This is a genomic window from Streptomyces broussonetiae (genome assembly GCF_009796285.1).
Classification (GTDB): Bacteria; Actinomycetota; Actinomycetes; order Streptomycetales; family Streptomycetaceae; genus Streptomyces; species Streptomyces broussonetiae.
The window spans coordinates 9,316,480-9,332,715 of the sequence record NZ_CP047020.1 but is presented as its reverse complement, the minus strand read 5'-3'; the positions used below and the strand labels follow the sequence as shown (position 1 = coordinate 9,332,715).

13 protein-coding genes and 5 pseudogenes are annotated in these 16,236 nt (G+C 69.3%); 11 read left to right on the top strand and 7 right to left on the bottom strand.

Going from position 1 to position 16,236, the window contains the following annotated elements:
• Window positions 1-1,248, bottom strand: a complete 1,248-nt coding sequence (locus tag GQF42_RS42600) for a sugar ABC transporter substrate-binding protein (RefSeq protein ID WP_158929006.1) — start codon at window positions 1,246-1,248, stop codon at window positions 1-3.
• A gap of 148 nt (window positions 1,249-1,396) precedes the next feature.
• Window positions 1,397-2,443, bottom strand: coding sequence for a LacI family DNA-binding transcriptional regulator (locus GQF42_RS42595; protein ID WP_158929004.1), 1,047 nt, complete (start codon window positions 2,441-2,443; stop codon window positions 1,397-1,399).
• A gap of 536 nt (window positions 2,444-2,979) precedes the next feature.
• Between GQF42_RS42595 and GQF42_RS45235 the strand changes: the two genes are divergently transcribed.
• From GQF42_RS45235 to GQF42_RS42565, 6 genes and pseudogenes are all read left to right on the top strand, one after another.
• Complete coding sequence (locus GQF42_RS45235; protein ID WP_199273182.1) at window positions 2,980-3,177, top strand: hypothetical protein; 198 nt, start codon at window positions 2,980-2,982, stop codon at window positions 3,175-3,177.
• A 958-nt stretch (window positions 3,178-4,135) separates the two neighbouring features.
• A complete protein-coding gene (locus tag GQF42_RS42585) occupies window positions 4,136-4,894 on the top strand; it encodes a FadR/GntR family transcriptional regulator (RefSeq protein WP_158929000.1) in 759 nt (252 codons plus the stop codon).
• A gap of 329 nt (window positions 4,895-5,223) precedes the next feature.
• A pseudogene (locus GQF42_RS47890) lies at window positions 5,224-5,313 on the top strand (IS5/IS1182 family transposase); the annotation flags it as partial.
• Window positions 5,314-5,364: 51 nt separating this feature from the next.
• Window positions 5,365-5,839 (top strand): annotated as a pseudogene (locus GQF42_RS42575) (IS256 family transposase); the annotation flags it as partial.
• Window positions 5,840-5,881: 42 nt separating this feature from the next.
• Entirely contained in the window at window positions 5,882-6,865 is a 984-nt protein-coding gene (locus GQF42_RS42570; RefSeq protein WP_158928998.1) for a GNAT family N-acetyltransferase, read from the top strand.
• A 202-nt stretch (window positions 6,866-7,067) separates the two neighbouring features.
• The gene (locus GQF42_RS42565; protein ID WP_199272991.1) at window positions 7,068-7,538 is read left to right on the top strand and encodes a hypothetical protein; all 471 of its coding nucleotides are present in this window, start codon (window positions 7,068-7,070) and stop codon (window positions 7,536-7,538) included.
• A gap of 225 nt (window positions 7,539-7,763) precedes the next feature.
• Here GQF42_RS42565 and GQF42_RS48005 read toward each other — a convergent pair.
• Window positions 7,764-8,062: pseudogene (locus GQF42_RS48005) on the bottom strand (transposase); the annotation flags it as partial.
• Between the two features lie 316 nt (window positions 8,063-8,378).
• On the opposite strand from GQF42_RS48005, the gene GQF42_RS42555 reads away from it, so the two are divergent.
• From GQF42_RS42555 to GQF42_RS42540, 4 genes are all read left to right on the top strand, one after another.
• Complete coding sequence (locus GQF42_RS42555; protein WP_158928996.1) at window positions 8,379-8,819, top strand: VOC family protein; 441 nt, start codon at window positions 8,379-8,381, stop codon at window positions 8,817-8,819.
• A gap of 16 nt (window positions 8,820-8,835) precedes the next feature.
• A complete protein-coding gene (locus GQF42_RS47080; protein WP_267906164.1) occupies window positions 8,836-8,970 on the top strand; it encodes a hypothetical protein in 135 nt (44 codons plus the stop codon).
• Between the two features lie 372 nt (window positions 8,971-9,342).
• On the top strand, window positions 9,343-9,900 hold the full coding sequence (locus tag GQF42_RS42545; protein WP_233273687.1) for a hypothetical protein: 558 nt from the start codon (window positions 9,343-9,345) through the stop codon (window positions 9,898-9,900).
• A gap of 172 nt (window positions 9,901-10,072) precedes the next feature.
• Entirely contained in the window at window positions 10,073-10,351 is a 279-nt protein-coding gene (locus GQF42_RS42540) for a hypothetical protein (RefSeq protein ID WP_158928994.1), read from the top strand.
• Window positions 10,352-10,445: 94 nt separating this feature from the next.
• Here GQF42_RS42540 and GQF42_RS47075 read toward each other — a convergent pair.
• The 3 genes and pseudogenes from GQF42_RS47075 to GQF42_RS42530 all read right to left on the bottom strand — a co-directional run.
• A pseudogene (locus GQF42_RS47075) lies at window positions 10,446-10,619 on the bottom strand (ATP-binding protein); the annotation flags it as partial.
• A 3-nt stretch (window positions 10,620-10,622) separates the two neighbouring features.
• Window positions 10,623-11,034: pseudogene (locus GQF42_RS47410) on the bottom strand (helix-turn-helix domain-containing protein); the annotation flags it as partial.
• Between the two features lie 76 nt (window positions 11,035-11,110).
• Window positions 11,111-11,842, bottom strand: a complete 732-nt coding sequence (locus tag GQF42_RS42530) for a dienelactone hydrolase family protein (protein WP_158928992.1) — start codon at window positions 11,840-11,842, stop codon at window positions 11,111-11,113.
• A gap of 241 nt (window positions 11,843-12,083) precedes the next feature.
• On the opposite strand from GQF42_RS42530, the gene GQF42_RS42525 reads away from it, so the two are divergent.
• Window positions 12,084-13,175 carry an IS630 family transposase gene (locus tag GQF42_RS42525; RefSeq protein WP_158928990.1) on the top strand — a complete coding sequence of 364 codons (1,092 nt, stop codon included), beginning with the start codon at window positions 12,084-12,086 and terminating at the stop codon, window positions 13,173-13,175.
• A 367-nt stretch (window positions 13,176-13,542) separates the two neighbouring features.
• Here the strand turns inward: GQF42_RS42525 and GQF42_RS42520 are convergent, their stop codons facing one another.
• A complete protein-coding gene (locus GQF42_RS42520) occupies window positions 13,543-16,233 on the bottom strand; it encodes an ATP-binding protein (protein WP_158928988.1) in 2,691 nt (896 codons plus the stop codon).
• Between the last annotated feature and the right edge of the window lie 3 nt (window positions 16,234-16,236).

Genomic DNA, 16,236 nt, shown 5'->3' with positions numbered 1-16,236 from the left:
TCACTTCACCGCGTTCTGCGCCGAAGTGAGCGCGTTCTTGGGTGAGTTGGACCCGCTGAGAGCGGACTGGACGGCCTTCCACATCTGCTCGGAGATCTTGGGGTACTTGGTGCCCAGGTTGTCGCTCGTACGCCCCTTGGCCGACTTGACCGCTTCGATCCATGGCTTCAGCTCCACGTTCGCCGCCACCTGCTTGTTCTGGACCTCGCTGGTGGGAGCCACGTAGGACAGGGTGGTGTCGGTGTCGTAAAGGTTGTCGGCGCTGGTCAGGCAGGCGGTGACCTTCTGGGAGGTGGTGTAGCGGGCGGTGTCGTCCTGGACCGGGATGGTGACGAACTCGCCGCCGGTCGGGGCTGCCGCGTTGCCCCCCGTCGCGGCAGGGATGGGCAGCACCCCGTAATCGAGCCCGGCCTTCCTCGCATTGGCGAGCTGCCAGGTGCCGTTCTCGGCGAAGGCGTAGTCACCGCCGGCGAACTCCTGCCAGCTGGTGGTCTGGGTGTTGTTGAGCACCGAGTTGGGGGCGTAGCCCTGCTTGAGCCAGTCCGTCCACAGCGACAGGGCGGACACGGCCTGCGCGGAGTCGAGTCGGGTCAGCTTGGCGCCCGCGCCCCAGAACCACGGCAGGAACTGGAAACTGCCCTCCTCCGTGCCGATCGCCGAGAACGTGACGCCCTTCTTGCCCGCCTTCTTGACCTTCGCCAGTGCTGCCGTCAGCGACGTCCAGTCCTTGACCGAGGCGATGTCCACCCCGGCCTCCTTCAGCACCTTCTTGTTGTAGTAGAGGGCCAGGGTGTTGGCGCCGATCGGTGTGCCGTACGTCTTGCCGCCCGACCGGCCGGCCGCGAGCAGGTTGGGGTCCACCTTCGAGGTGTCCAGCTTGGTGTCGTCGGTCGTGGTGAGCACGCCCGCCTCGGCCAGGGTCGACACCACCGGGTTGTCCACGATGAGGACGTCCGGCGAGTTGCCCTGCTGCGCCGCCAGCAGCGTCTTGTTGCCCAGGTCGCTGGTGTCGAAGGCGGTCCGCTTGATCTTCACCCCGGCCTCGGTGCCGCACCGGTCCAGCAGCTTCACCCAGGCCGAACCCTTGTCGAACTGGGGGTACGGGTCCCAGATGGTGTACGTGCCGCTGCCGCCGCCCCTGGCGTCGGTGCTGCCCGAACCGGAGGAACAGGCGGTGGCGCTGACGGCCACGGCCAGCGCGGTGAGGGCTGCGGCGGTCAGACGACGCTGTCTGGAGAAGTGGCTCATTGCGGGTTCCTTTGTTTTGGGCATGACAGTTCGGGGCTCACGGTGCGACACGGCGAGACGGGCACGGCGAACGGCACCGTTGAGCGGTGCGAGCGCCAGGTGGTGCGACGAGGGCTGGAGAGGTTTGAAGAGGGTTACGTGGGTGCGGTCAGGCCGTCGTGCCGGAACCCGCGTCCGCGGTGGGCGTGACTCCCGCGGGCCCGGTGCTGGCCCGCAGGGAGATCGGCGGCGTGAGGAGATGGTGCCGGGGCGGCGCGTCGGGATGGTCGAGTCGCTCCACCAGCAGGTCGACGGCGCGCCGGCCCATCTCCGCCGCCGGTACGTCTGCCGCGGTGAGCTGCGGGGTCACCGTCTCCGCCCACCGGCCGGCCACTACCCCGGTGACGGAGAAGTCGCGCGGCACACGACGGCACGCCTGGGCGAGCCCCCGGTAGAGGCCACCCAGAGCGGCCTCGTTCAGCGTGACCAGGGCCGTGGTGGCCGGGTCGTCGCGCAGGATCTGCTCCACGCACGCCTGGCCCGACGCGGCGTTGTCCCCGCAGCAGTACGTTCGCACCGTCAGCCCGCGCTCGGCCGCCGCCTTGGTGAAGCCGTCCAGGCCGCGGTGCGCGGACTCGTACCCGGCCCGCACCAACTGCTCGGGACGGTTGACGAAGGCGACCCGGCGATGGCCGAGATCCGCCAGGTGGTGCACGCACGCCGCCGCCAGCTCGGTGTGGTCCAGGCCCACCCACCAGCCGTCCTCCGGGTGGGCGGTGCGGCCGATGGCGACGGACGGGAAATTCAGAGCGGCCAGGTGGTCGACCCGGTCGTCCTCCAGTCTGATCTCCATCAGGATCGCGCCGTCGACCCGCCGCTCGCCCAGCAGCCGCTGGAAGGAGCGGTCGCTGTCCACACCGCTCGGGGACAGAAGCACGTCGTAGTCGTGGGCCGCGGCGGCCTCCACCACACTGCCGATGAAGTCCAGCTGCATCCCCGTGTAGTGGTCCCCGGCCGGCGGGAAGACCAGACCGATCGTGCTGGTCCGGCCGTTGGCCAGCGCACGGGCACTGGCGCTGGGCCGGTAGCCCAGCTCGTCGACGACCTGCTGGATCTTCCAGCGGGTCTCCTCCGACACCGGGCGCTTGCCGCTCAGCGCGTACGACACGGTGCTCCGCGAGACGCCGGCCCGCTTGGCGATCTCACCGATGTTCACGGGAACTCCTTGCTCGAACCGGTTCGCTGCTCCGGGAGGAACATGGCGCCGGGCGTCTGGGGCTGTGGGAACGGTGAAGAGACGATCTCCGGTTTGTCGAACCGGTTCGCATGAAGTGAAGGTAGGAACCGCCCGAAAGCCTGTCAACACCCCCGACCGCATTCCCGGAATTCCGGGCCGGAGCCGGAACCGGAACCGGTAGAGCGCGTCGAGGGGATTGCTGGCCGGGTCGCTCGGTGCTAGCTTCGCCGAACCGGTTCGACGAAGTGTGGCGTAGATGATCTGTCGGTTCGACGTGTGCCCGTACTGAGGGATGACGTGTGCCCGTACTGAAGGATCGAGGACGCGATCCATGCATTCCGCTGATGGATCCGCCCGGTACCACGCACCGGCCCCCGCGGCTCCGACTCCCGGCGCGGGCCTGCCGGCCGCTCCGGCCGTCACCGCGCAGACGACCGAGGCGCCCCAGCCCGCCGCCCGCTACACCTTCAACCAGGACGACCTCGCCTCCGGCGTTCCCCGGCGCGAACTGCACCATGCAGGGTGTCGCCACGCTGGACGAGAAGAAGCGACAGGCCCGGCTGATCTTCGACGGCTCCACCGGCAAGGGCCACATCACCTTCGCGGGCGTCCCCGACAAGGTCTTCGGGGACCGAGATCGCCGACAGGGCGACCGGCGGCCCACCACCGCTCACTCATCGCCCGCAAGTACGGCATCCTCGGCCGCCTCATGATTCTCCACAGCCGGCTGCGCGGAGGAGCCGACGGGACCCTGGGCGTCCGCGTACGACTCGCCCCGACGCGGTAGCCTCACCCCGAGATCGGGGACGACGTCATCGCACGCGTCGCCGAGACCGAACGCGAGGGACGGCTCGGCCGAGTCGAGGGGTGCGGTCAGGCGGCCAGAACACGGTGCTCTTGGCCGAGACCCCGCAACCTCGTGCACCGCGGCAACATCCTCATCGGGTACCTGTCCAGCTTCACGCAGATGCCCGGCGGCAACCCGTACCCCGAACTCGTCCCCGGCGTTCCCCGCAAGCCACTGCGCATCTTCCTGCAAGCGGGCCATCGTGACCTGCGCTGGAACAGGCCCGAAGCGAACTGGCACGCCAACGACTCGCGTGTCGCGGCCGCACTCGCGGAAGCCGGATACGACTTCCGCCTCGTCCTGGGCGACGGCGGCCACAGCCCCAACCACGGTGGAGTCCTGCTCCCTGATGCCTTGCGCTGGCTGTGGCGGTCGGATGATCGCCCGGACCCTATACATACATCCCATCTATCCTGCTCCGCATCAGCGCGAGGAATTACCGATGAGACTCAGAACAGCCCTCTGCTCCGCCGCCTCGGCCGTGTCCACCCCGGCGCTGCTCACCGCGTGCGACAGCGGCTCCGGTACCGCGGAATGATGTACGACTACCGGGAGGCTCCGCCGGAGCTGGTCGCGCGCGCCCGCGAGATCGCCCGGGGCTGCGCGTAGCACGGGACGAGCCTGCCCGCCGCGGCCATGGCCGTCCCCCGCACGCATCCCAGTATCATCAAGGCCACCCTGGGAATGCGAAACCTCGAACAGGTCGAGCGGAACGCGGAGCCTCACCACCGGCCCGTTCCCGACGGTCTGTGGGCCGACCTTCGCGCTCGGGGCCTGATCAGGGCGGACGTGCCGGCGCGGGCCGGTCGCGGGAGGAGTGCGCGGTGTCTTTGACCGACAAGGCCATCGAGCACATCCGCGAGCTGATCCGCAGCGGCGCGCTGCCTCCGGGTTCGAAGCTGCCGCCGGAGGCGGACCTGGCCGCCCAGCTGGGTCTGTCCCGCAACCTCGCCCGCGAGGCCGTCAAGGCACTGGCCGTCGCACGCGTGCTGGACGTCCGGCGAGGCGACGGAACGTACGTGACCAGTCTGGAGCCCAGCCTGCTGTTCGAGGGCCTGGGCGGAGCCGTGGAACTCCTCCAGAGCGACTCGGCCGCGCTGCTGGACCTGATGGAGGCCCGCCGGCTCCTGGAGCCGGCGGCCACCGCGCTGGCCGCCACCCGGATATCCGACGACCAACTGGCCGAGGTCAAGCGCCATCTGGACGCCATGCGCGAGGCCCGCGACGACGTCGAGCAGCTCAACGCCCACGACGCGGCCTTCCACCGGGCCGTGATCTCCGCGACGGGCAACGACTCGCTGCTCACGCTCCTGGAAGGCATATCGGGCCGCACACTGCGCGCCCGGATCTGGCGCGGCCTGGTCGACGACCAGGCCGCGGGACGCACCCTCGCCGAACACGAGTCGATCTTCACGGCCCTGTCCACCCGCGACGCCTTCCTGAGCCAGGCCGCCGCCCTCCTGCACGTCAACAACACCGAGCGGTGGCTGAGGGAACACCTGCGCTCCTCGGAGTCACCCGTCACCCGTACAGCGAAGCGTCGACGGGGTGCCCCGGCGAAGCCTCCCCGCCAGGAGGCGTGAGGCACTCCCAGGGCCAGCCTGCGGACGCCCCACCGGGGCCTGCCCCTGGCTGCCGTCCTCATCCCCGCCAACGGTCGACGACTCCACCGTGTGCAAAGCGGTGCTGGAATCTGTGCGGGTGCCCTCGGGCAGGCGCCGGGAGACCGCGGCAAAGACCCAACACGGTCGTCGCGGACAAGGAGTACTCATCACGGGAGATCCGGCTGAGGCTGCGGCGCCGAAGCATCCGCACAGTCATTACGGAGCGGACCGACCAACGGGCCAATCGCCAGCGCTGCGGCAAAGCCGGTGGCAGACCACCGACTTTCGCCCCCGGGTCCTGCAAAGCCCGCAACGTGGTCGAGGCTTGCTTCAGTCGGCTCAAGCAATTCCGAGCCATCGCAACCCGCTTCGACAAGCTGGCGACCCGCTACCGGGCTGGACTCCACATCGTCTCGCTCGTACGTTGGTTCCGCCAACCCGCTTGTCGGGCAGCGACGGTCACCCGCCTCACCCGGCAGTGGCAGGCCGTCCACCAGGCATTCGGCGAACGTGATCTGTCCGGCGGCGGCTGCGTACACGTGTGGGCCGACGGTATCCACCTGCGCATACGCCTGTGGGAGGCGATGCCGGGTGTCCTCGTGCTGATGGGCGTGCGCGCGGACGGCACCAAAGGTGCTGATCGCCATGAACGACGGCTACCGCGAACCCGCAGGAGATCTGCTACGCCAAGGACGCGCCACGAAACCGATTGAGTCGACCTTTGCCACCGTCCGGCTGCGGACCAAAGTCACCCGAGGCGCCGGAAGCGCGCCCGCCGCCCTGGCCGTGGGCTTCAAGCGTGTCGAGTCCGCCCAACAGCGGTGGCGGGCCGTGAACGCATCCCATCTCGTCGCCCTCGTCCGCGCCGGGGCCCGCTTCGAACGCGGCCGGCTCGTTGAACGGCCGCAGAGGACCGTGGCATGAATAGGGTGGTGGACCTGCCTCAAAGTTGGAGATTATCCGGTCATGTCGGATGGCACGCCAGGACAGGACCTTCCGGTCGGCTTCGGGTTCCGGCCGTACCGCGGCGAGGAAGACCACAGCGCCATGGCCGCGGTGCGGCTGGGGTGTGCTGAACGGGACGGGGTCGATGCCCACTCGGTTGTGGAGGGGCTCCCGACAGCGGCTGAGATCGCCGAAGCCTCTGCCGCACTGGAGGAGCCGTCCAGGAACCAGATCCTGGTGGTGTGCGACGGGATGGTCGTCGGCTACGCGACGATCCGGTGGTGGCAAGAGCGGGACGATACGTGGCTCTACCTGCACCGTGGCCACCTCTTGCCCGAGCATCGCCACCAGGGCATCGGCTCAGCCATGCTGAGCTGGGCCGAGGAGCGGATCCGCCGGCTCGTCACGCAGCATGGAACGACGCGTACGGCAGTGATCGGAGCGAACGCTGTGGCCTCTGCGCAGGACGCCACGACGCTTCTGCTCACAGCCGGCTACCGACGTGTCCTCAGCCTGGTCGAGCTGGAGCTGGGCGATCTGCGGCAGTTGCCCGAGCGGGGCAGCGAACTGCCGACCGGGATATGGACGGGGCCGATCGGGGCAAGCCACTACCGTGCAGCCTGGAGGACGGTCGTCGATTCGTATGCGGACACCGGTCTCACTCAAAAATGGCCTTTCCGGGACTTCGTCGACACCGCCCACCCGGCATGCTGGCGGGCTGCGTGGAAAGGGCAGGACATGGTCGGGGTCGCCCTGTGCTCCATCCGCCGCCACGACCGCACCGTGGGCGAGGTCGAAGAGCTGAGCATCCGGGCGGACCAGCGACGCCTCGGAATCGGCAGGGCTCTGCTGCTGGACGGGCTGCGAAGCCTTCGCGAGCAAGGTGCAACGGCCGCCCGGCTCTTCACGGGCACGGCAAATCCGCACCGGTCCTTCGATCTTTACGAGAGCGTGGGGTTCCGGCGGCAGAACGAGTACGTCCGTTACCGCAAGCCGCTTGCTTGACCGACCGGTCATTGGGCTGCCCGGCCACTCCGCAGGATGTGACAATGCCTCACCTGGGTCGCGTGAAGAGCGTCTGCGGGGTCGGGCTTGCGGTCTCCGCCGGCGGCCAGGAGACGGGCCCTGGCCGACAAGGTGGAAGGCACGCCAACGACATCCTCGCCCATGGCGGCCAACTGCTGAGCAGGGAGAGGACCTACACCTGATGTCCATATGGCCTTCGATCGTTGCCGTGCTCGGTACTCTCGCCGGCGCTCTGACCGCCGGACTGCTCCAGCACCGTTCGGCACGCACCGCACGCGCCGAGGAGCGCGCCGACAGCCACCGCCAGGACCAGCTCGGTGCCGTCACCGACTTCGCGGCCGCCCTGGACGCGCACCGCTCGGCGATGTTCCATCGGGAGCGTCTGGCACTGACGGAGGCGGGCACCGAGCACCAGCTGGAGGCCCAGACGAGGTCCCACGACACCCGGGCGGCAGTCACCGCGCCCCACATCCGCCTCCAGGTCCTGGTTCCCGAGCTGGCCGGCCCCGCCCAGCAGGCCGCAGATGCCACGTACGCGCTGCGCAAGGCCGTCGACCGGACCGAGCTGGACGCCCGGCGGCATGCGGCCAAGGAAGCATCCGTCGCTTTCATCGTCGCAGCCGCCACACTGCTGAGCCCCAACAACCGCTGACTGCGGGCGGCCACTGCCGGCGTCCCGGCCGCTTGGTCGTGCCCGTTCCATGCGCGCTACAACACTCGTACGCTCCCGTGGCGGGTGTTCCAGTTTCGCACCTACATTCCGGACGTCGATGATCGTGAAGCCTCCTGAAAGCCGCAGACGAACGTTCTTGGCGATGACCTGCGCAGCCGACGCGACCGGTATCCTCGACCACTCGATCCATGAGCACGGGTCTGTTCAACGAACGGTGCAGCCAGGGTGGTTGGGTTGCCGACGTGCTGCTGTGAGTCGGCCGTCGAAGGTGATGTAGAGGGCGGCGTCCAACGCCGTCTTCCAGCGCATGGTAATGCGGGCCTGGCTCTTGCCGGTGAGGTCGAGCGACATGATGGCCATGTAGAGGCGCTCCAGGACGGCCTGCCCGTTGCGGAAGTGTCCGCGGGCTTTGTGGCCGCTCGCCGGATCCGCGCGCCGGCCGACTCGATCGCGTTGGCGGTGCAGGCGATGCGGCGGATCTGTGTGGCGAACCGCAGAAACGGAGCGCTCGTCGACCGTATCCGCGCCACACGCTCCGACAGCGCGGCCCCGGCCCGATGGGGCGACGGCACGGCGCCGAACAGCGGTACCTGCGCCACGTCGAGGTCGGTGTGCACGCGGCGTGGGCGGGCAGGGTGCCGCCACCGGCCGACGCTGTCCCGGGCGACATCGACAGCGACCTTCGTGGACGGTGCGGAGGCTCGGTCCGGGCTTTTTCTCCGTTCGGCGGTCTGCGGATGTCGAGAACGTGTCACCGGCTCCGTCCCGGGGACATCAGCGGCCACCGCCGGCCGCATGAGGAACAAGGAGAAAGCCAGTATGGCGATTCAGCGGATGGACAACGTCGGCATCGTCATCGAGGACTTGGATGCCGCCACCGCGTTCTTCGTGGAACTCGGTATGGAGCTGGAGGGCAGGGCGCAGGTCGAGGGACTCTTCGCCGACCAGTGCACCGGACTCGACGGCGTCCGCTGTGACATCGCGATGCTCCGCACCCCGGACGGTCACAGCCGGCTCGAGCTGGCGAAGTACCTCAGCCCGGCGGTGATCAGCATCGGGCCGCGCAACCGGCCGCACAATGTTCTGGGCACGCACCGAGTCATGTTCGCCGTCGACGGCATCGAGGACACCGTTGCCCGCCTGCGTCCTCACGGCGCCGAACTCGTGGGCGAGATCGCCCGGTTCGAGGACAGCTATCTGCTCTGCTACCTCCGCGGCCCGGAGGGCATCATCGTCGGGCTGGCCGAGCAGCTGCGCTGAGAGGAGGAACCGGACCATGCAGCCGAGCGTGACCATCGAGGTTCTGAACCGCCCGATCAGCCAGGAGCTGCTGGCCTGTGACGTGACCCGCCTGGCCTGCGTCGCCAAGGACGGAATCCCGCGCAACGTCAGGAACGCGAGACACCGGTAGCCGTCTGCCTTCTGCTGCCGGAGCGACATCACCAACAACACCGGTAGCGTCACCCTCTCTGTCGAACCGGCCCCCACCTCTGGCAACCCACGCTCACCCCGGACGTAGCCCCCAGAGGCGGTGCGTGCCGGGGCTGACCCATGCCCCGGCACACCCGTGCCCGGAGCCACGGCGACCGTCATCGCGATGCTGTCTCCCAAGCCGGACCTCGCCCGGATCACGCAGGACCCGGCCGAGGCCCGCGCAGCCGCCCAGACCGCCATCGCCACCCCCGACGGCATCGGCACCGTCGCCTTGTAGTGGACCGAGGTCCCGCTGTCCGCCACTGGCACCTGGAACGCGTCCGGCAGGGGCGATACCCAGGCCGACATCGTGCTCACCGCCCTGCAGGACAACGTGCCGCTGCTGTTCATCGAGGCAGACAACCTCACCCTCGGCCAGCAGCGCGCGCTCTTCCGGCGGTGGACGACCGGTGAGCAAGACCACCCGCACGAGGCACTGATGGGAATGCTCGCCCTGCTTCACCGGGCCTCCGGCTCGGAGGTCTGCCAGCTGCAGAGCACCGAGGTGGACCGCGTCGCACAGACGGTCAGGCTCGGCAGACGCCCCCATCCCGTCCCTCTGGACCCCGCTTCCTGGTCGGTGCTGCGGCGTTGTCTGATCCACCCTGAAGGACGGCGGGACGGACAACCCCGATGTCATGGTCACCAAAGAAAAAGGCCGGGCGAAGCCCGGCCTCAACTGCCCACCTTTCCCACGTCCTTGACGACTGCGGCTTCCCACCCCCGGATGATCCGCAGCACTCGGCTGGTCGACCTGGTGAACACAACGGACCCCAAGCTCGTCGCCGTAGCGTTCGGCATGGACCCGCAGGCCACCATGATCCGTCTCGCCGATCATGTCGGCGAAGGACGTCTGCCACAGCCGTGAGCAACCACAAAACTGTTGGCCAGGGCATATTCCGCCAGACAGAATCAGCAGTATGCCCCGCTTCCTGTGTGACCATTGCCGACAGCCTCTCACCGGACCGGTCACCAGGATCAAGGTGCCGCCACCGGTCCCACCATCGGAGATACCCGGTGTCCGGACACGGCCAGTGCGGATGCCTCGCGGCACCTATGCCCCGAACTTCCGGCTGGGCGAGTTCGATATCGACCTCCCCGGCTTCATCATCCATCCTGACGATGCCGTTGGCACCGATCGGCACCCCGACATCATGCGATCGATCGGATGCTGCCAAGGCCCTGCTGGTAACGACGGACCGAACCTCGTCTGCTTGGCCTGCGGGGCCGAGGTGGCCACCCGGCAATCAGACTGCTATACCCAGGACCAGGTGGTATTCGAGCCTGCCGCAGTCTGCATCTCCTTCGCCGACGACTGATCCCACGACCCCGCACGGCTGAACCCGTTGGATTTCGGCGCTGCCTGGCGCAGGTTCGCCGGAACATGTGCGCTTTGCTGAATGTCTCGTACTACGTCAGGATGATCGAGCCCTTCTCGTAACGCTTCGAGATGACCTGGAAGACCAGGTTCGCCTCGGCGCGTTTGAGGGGCTGGTAGCCGACCTCATCGACCACGAGAACGTCAGGCCGCAGGTAGGTGCCGAGTTTGCTGGTCAGACGGCCCGCCGCTTCGGCGGCCTTCAGGCTGCACAGGCCCTCGTGGCTGATGTCGTCGACCACCCCCTCGGCAACCAGGAAGTCCGCCAGCTTGGTCAGGCTCCAGGTGGAGAACGGCAGGTCGCGCTCGGTCGGCTTCGACTTCGCGATCTTCTTGATCTCGCGCCGCTCGGGCAGCGTGAAGGTCTTCGGCCGGCCGCCCTTGTACTTCGGGTACAGCGAGTCGAAGCCGTCCGTGTTGAAGTTGTGGATCACATCCCTCACCCGGTCCGGGCTGGTGAACGACACCTCGGCGATCTTCGCCACCGGCATGCCCTGCGTGGACAGTAGGACCATCTGGGCCCGCCGCCTTGTCACCACTGAACCGGGTGCCCCTGCGGATGATCCGCAGCAGGCGCTGTCCCTCGTCATCGTCGCTGTGTCGAACCTGAACTCTGTCGGCCATGCCGACCGGTTTCAGTGAACGCGCCGATCGGGATCCGGTTCCCGATCGGCGCGTCGCGGGAGTGCAGTCGGCGGTATCAGCCGAGGTGCCGGGCGAAGAACCTCAGTGTGCTCTCCAGCTCGAATGCCGGGATCTCCCCGTGCTTGCCGGGGTTGGCGTGCAACGTTTTCTCGGCCGAGGCCAAGGCGTCGAACAGCGCCAAGCTCTGATCCCGCGGCACCCGCTCATCGTCCCACTGCACCAAGAACTCCACTGGGACGGTGATCCGCGCGGCGGCCTCGGCCGACGCCAGCGCCCCGCCCAAGCCCAGTACCGCCGCGGAAACCCGCGGTTCGGCAGCGACGAAGGCGACACCGAGTCCGCATCCCAGCGAGACCCCCCAGTAGCCCACCGGGCCAGCGCCAACGTGCTCGAGTTGCTGAACCGCGTCCAGGACCGCTCGCCATTCCGGCACGGTCTGGCGGGCCACGAGTGCCTGGAAGCCGGCGATCAGCGGGGCCAACTCTTCACCGGCTTCCACGCGAGCCTGGTTCTCAGTCGCGATCCGGTCGTACTCCTCAACCTTCGGCCGGTCGCCATGGGCGGGAACGTCGACCGCCACGACCGCCAAACCGCATTCGGTCACGAAGCGGCGTGCACGAGCCAGGACGTCAGGGGCCTTCTTGTGCTGACCGCCACCGTGTCCCATCAAGACGAGCGGACGAGTGGCGACGGCACCTTCCGGCGTCCACAACACGCCAGGAATCTCGCCGAGGGTGAAGAGCTGTTCGCGGACGCCGTCGGACGACGTCTCAGATATGAAGCGCATAGCGATTCATGCCTTTCGGGATGCCTCTGCGGGCACTCCCTAGGCCATGCGAGGGAGGGAGGCCCGAGCTGTCAAAGCGTTGATCGGTCCCGCCTCCTCAGTTCGCAGCAGTGCACGGCGGCAGGAACGTATCACGAAGGACTCCACCTTGGCCCGGGCAGGGATGCCGACAGGGCAAACGTTGTCTGATGCGGCACTGGTGTCCTGAGTCGTTATTTCGCTATAGAAGCAGGCTGGGCTCATGGCGCGTATGGGTCGGCCGACGGTCGAGGTGGTCCTGACGGATGAGGAGCGTGAGACGTTGCTGCGCTGGCCGCGGCGGGCAACGTCCTCGCAGGCTCTGGCGTTGCGGTGCCGGACCGTGCTCGCGTGCGCCGATGGCGGTTCGAACACCGCGCTGGTGGCGGAGCTTGGGATCCATCCGGTCACGGTGGCCAAGCGGCGTAAGCGGTTTGCAGCCGACCGGCTCCAGGGCCTGTCCGACGAGCCACGACCCGGCCCGCCGCGCACGGTGGGCGACGAGAAGATGGAGGAGGTGGTCGTGCGGACTCTGGAGACCACTCCGAGGAACGCCACGCACTGGTCGACCCGGGACATGGCCGCGGCCAGCGGGCTGAGCCAGTCCACCGTCTCGCGAATCTGGCGGACCTTCGGCCTCAAACCGCATCTGGTGGACACCTTCAAGCTGTCCAGGGACCCGCAGTTCATCGAGAAGGTCCGCGACGTCGTCGGACTGTATCTGGACCCGCCCGAGCGGGCCATCGTCCTGTGCGTGGGCGAGAAGTCGCAGATACAGGCACTGGACCGGTCGGCGCCGGTGCTGCCGATGATGCCGGGCAGGCCCGAGCGCCGCACTCACGACTACCTGCGCGGCGGCGTGACGACGCTGTTCGCCGCCCTGAACGCGGCCACCGGCGAGGTCATCAGCTCGCTCCACCGCGGGCACCGCGCGGTGGAGTTCAAGAAGTTCCTGGCCAAGCTGGGCAAGGAGGTACCTGACCATCTCGACGTCCACCTGACCTGCGACAACTACGCCGCCCACAGGACGCCCGCGATCCAGAAGTGGCTGCCGGCCCATCCCCGGTTTCACATGCACTTCACCCCCACCAGCTCGTCCTGGCTCAATCAAGTGGAGCGCTGGTTCGCGCTGCTGACGGACAAGCAGATACGGCGTGGCGTCCACAGGAACGTCCAGGCCCTGGAGAAAGACATCCGGGCCTGGATCGCCGACTGGAACGACAACCCGAGGCCCTTCGTCTGGACGAAGACCGCCGACGAGATCTTCGAACGCCTCACCGGATATCTGAACCGAATCAAAGACTCAGGACACTAGGTGTGCACCCATCTGTCAGCGGCCTCCAGCAGTGTCGCGTCGGCCCGGCTCCCGTGTGTCGGAGCTGGCCCGGCCCGTAGCGCTCCAGCGGCATGACGAGGGCGCCATGGCGTCATCCAGGGACCTCGCGACACGGGGCACGTGGCACAGGACGCATGGCGCCAACATGCTGATGGAGACCGAAACGGTGGCTGCCGCGGCTGGACCGATGGGGCCGTTGAGACGGCTCCGTCCCTCCAGGCCACCGTCAGTGCGACCGTCGGGCAGCCCTCTGACGACGCCACGACGGAGCCATGATGGAACCGCGGTGCGCTCCTGTGGACGGCCTCGGGTTCCGTGGCTGCGGTCGTAGGCCTGGTCGCCGGGATCATCGCCTTGGCCACCGCTGCGGCGGCCGGCTCTCGGCGGCAGCAGCGGGCTCGGTCCGCAGGGCGGAGAGCCGGGCGGAGGCGTCCGTGGCGGAGGGTGAGCCGAGTCGGCGGTAGAGGGCGACGGCGCCCTCGAAGCCGGCCAGGGCGGCGGCGCGGTCGCCGAGAGCAAGGGCGCAGCGGGCGGCGCCTTCCAGGGCGCGCGCCTCGTCCAGGGGGCTGCGGGTGTCGCGGGCGAGTGCCAGGGCCTGCTGGTGGAGCGTCAGCGCCGAGCGCGGGTCCGGCGTCTGCTCGGTCAGGGCTCCGAGGTCGAGCAGGGCGCTGGTCTCGCCGATACGGCTGCCGATCTCCCGGTACAGGGCCAGCGCCTGGTGGTAGAGCGCGACGGCGTCACGGCCCTCCCCCAGTGCGTGGCGGGCCCGGCCCAGGCCGAGCAGCGAGTCGGCCTCTCCGTGGCGGCTGCCCGCCTCCCGGCAGGCGTCCAGGGAGCGCTGGTGCAGCTCGGCCGCGGCGCGGTGGTCGCCGACGGCGTGCCGGACCCGGCCCAGGCCGCGCAGGGTGTTGGCCACGCCCTGCACGCTGTTGAGGTCCTCGTAGATCGTCAGCGCCTCCTGGTAGAACTCTCCGGCGCTGTTCCGGTCGCCCATCTCGTCCAGGATGTAGGCCAGGTCGTGCAGGGCGGCGGCCTCGCCGCGGCGGTCTGCCATGGTGCGGTAGAGGGCGAGCACCTGCGAGGTCAGCTCGACCGCGGCGGGTGAGTCGCCCAAGGAGTGCCGGGCTCGGCCCAGGTCGCACAGCGCGCGAGCCTCGCCGAGCCTGTCGCCCAGAGCCCGGAAGGCTGCCAGAGCCCGTTCGTGCAGCCAGGCGGCCTCCCGGATCTCCCCGGTCAGCAGCCGGATGCGGCCCAGCTCGTGCAGGTCGTTGGCCTCGCCGTGCCGGTCCCCCAGCTCCTGGTGGCTCGCCAGGGCCCTCTCGTACAGCTCGGCGGCGGCCCGGTAGTCGCCGGTCGCGTGCCGGGACCGGCCCAGGTCGCACAGGGCGTCCGCCTCGCCGCGGCGGTCGCCGGCGGTTGCCGCCGCGGTCGCTGCGGACTGGTGCAGCGCGGCGGCCTGGTTCCAGCGCCCCTCCAGCAGGAGGAAGGCAGCCAGGTCGGCGGAGATCGACACAGTGAACATGGGAAGGGCCGCGAGGGCGGAGTGGCCCAGGAGTGCGAGCAGGTTCCGGTGCTCGCTGCGCATCCAGGCCAGGGCCTCGGCCCGGTCCGTCACCACGGGGAGGGCGGCCGGTGCCTCCGGCTCGAGGCGACGGCCGGGGCGGGTGCGACGTGCCAGGTGCTCGTTGGCCCGCGCGGCGGCGTGCTGGTAGTACCCGGCCAGCCTGCGCAGCGGGGCGTTGCGGTCCGCCTCCCCGGTCTGGTCTTCGGCCATCGACCGGGCGTAGAGACCGACGAGGTCGTGGAAGAGGTAACGCCCCGGGGTGCGCTGGACCAGGAGGTTGTGGTCGAGCAGGGATTCCAGCAGCCGCTCCGCTGTGCGGTGGTCGGTGCCGGCCAGGGCGGCGACGGCACAGGTGTCGACGTCGTGGCCGGGGAAGAGGCCCAACAGCCGCAGCAGGTCCTGTTCGTCGGGGGCGAGGGAGGCGAAGGAGGTGGCGAAGACGGCGGTCAGGCTGCGGTCCTCGTCCGTCAGATGGGCCAGGCGCTGGTGCTCGTCGCGGAGCCTGCCCACCAGGTCGCCCAGGCCCAGGCCGCGGTGGTGGCGCAGCCGGGCAGCGGCGATGCGGATCGCCAGCGGCAGGTGGCCGCAGAGCCGGACGAGTTCGTCGGCCGCCGGATCGCCGACGGGGACGCGACCGGGGCCCGCGCCTTCGCGCAGCAGCGCCACCGCGTCAGAGTCCGGGAGAACGTCGACGGCGAGGCTGTGTGCGTCGTCCAGGCCCCTCAACCGCTTGCGGCTGGTGATCAGGACCAGGCAGCCGGGAGTGCCGGGCAGAAGAGGGCGCACCTGCGCGCTGTTGGCAGCGTTGTCGAGGACGATCAGGGTGCGGGTGTCGGCGAGCCGTTCGCGGTACAGGGCTGCTCGGGTGCTCAGTTCCTCGGGTATCTGCTGCGGCGCCACGCCCAGCGAACGCAGCAGCCAGTCCAGGGCGTCGGCGGCGGTGACAGGGGCAACCCCGGCCGTGTGGCCGTGGAGGTCCACGAAGAGCTGCCCGTCAGGGAACTGCGCACGCACCCGGTGCCCGGCGCGAATGGCCAGCGCGGACTTACCCACACCGCCCATGCCGTCGATCGCCGAGATCACCACCATGCCGGAGGCACTGCCCGCGGGCGCCGATCTGGCCAGAGCCAGCAGTTGGTCGAGCTCCCGGGCCCGGCCGGTGAACAGCCGGGTGTCGTAGGGGAGCTGGCAGGGCGCGCCCGTGCTCGGCCGCCCCCTTTCTGGGGCGGCGGTCGAGCGGGCCGGGGCGGAGACGGTGCGCGCCGCCGCAAGCAACTGTTCGCGGCGGCGCGGATCGAGTGCAAGGGCCTCGGCGAGCCGGCTGACCGAGGACAGCCGTGGCTGTCGCCGTCCCGCCTCCAAGACGCTGATCGAGTGGGCCGACACCCCTGACCGGTCGGCTAATTCGTCCTGCGTCCAGCCGACCGAGAGCCGGCAGTCGCGCAGAAGCTCCCCAAAGGCACTACCGCCCACTTT